This window comes from Brachyspira sp. SAP_772 (assembly GCF_009755885.1).
Taxonomy (GTDB): domain Bacteria; phylum Spirochaetota; class Brachyspiria; order Brachyspirales; family Brachyspiraceae; genus Brachyspira.
The window spans coordinates 1-706 of the sequence record NZ_VYIX01000168.1 but is presented as its reverse complement, the minus strand read 5'-3'; the positions used below and the strand labels follow the sequence as shown (position 1 = coordinate 706).

The window sequence follows — 706 nt, the reverse complement described above, 5'->3', positions numbered from 1 at the left end:
ATAGCACTGCTCATCACATCAGCAACAGAAGCCATATAATCAGCATCTTTTTCTGTCAATAACGGAGTATTCTTTTTTATATTATCATTCAATAATTTGTAAGATTCCCTTTTACTTCTAGGATTCATATATATATCCATAAGTAAAATAAGATTCTCATAGGTTTGCTTTTCTGTYTTTCCATAATTKCCGTTTTTTATTTTTTCTATAGCCTTATATAAATCACCAGCTTTATTGGTATTAGCCATATAATAAAGATTATAAAGTTCATTAAAATCTCTGCTGTACGAAAAAGCCGAAAAACTAAAAATCAAAGTTAAAAATAAAACTGTAAAAATCTTTCTCATTATAAACCCTCCTTAAAATACTATAGTGCTGATTATCAAATTCATAACCAAACTATTATTATTATCAACACCGAAAGTCAATTGTAAAGGTGTTGAGCCGTAGAGATTGTAGCCTATTCCGCCTCCTACAACATATAATAAATTGCCTTTATCAATACTGCTTTCAAAATATTTTCCATAACCTACATTTCCAAAAGCAACTAAGTATATATCATTAAAACCAGAAGGAAGAAATCTCATAAAAAACTTATATTCAAGATGTACAAATGTAAGAAAGTCCATGTTTTTAAGATGTGCTTCCAAATTACTTAAAGGCATCATCATAAGAGAGTATAAATACTTAAACCCTCTTAAACCCT

At 28.6% G+C, this 706-nt stretch carries 2 pseudogenes; both read right to left on the bottom strand.

The features are described from left to right. Positions 1–350: pseudogene (locus GQX97_RS13305) on the bottom strand (hypothetical protein); the annotation flags it as partial. A gap of 9 nt (positions 351–359) precedes the next feature. Beyond that, positions 360–706, bottom strand: a pseudogene (locus tag GQX97_RS13300) (hypothetical protein); the annotation flags it as partial.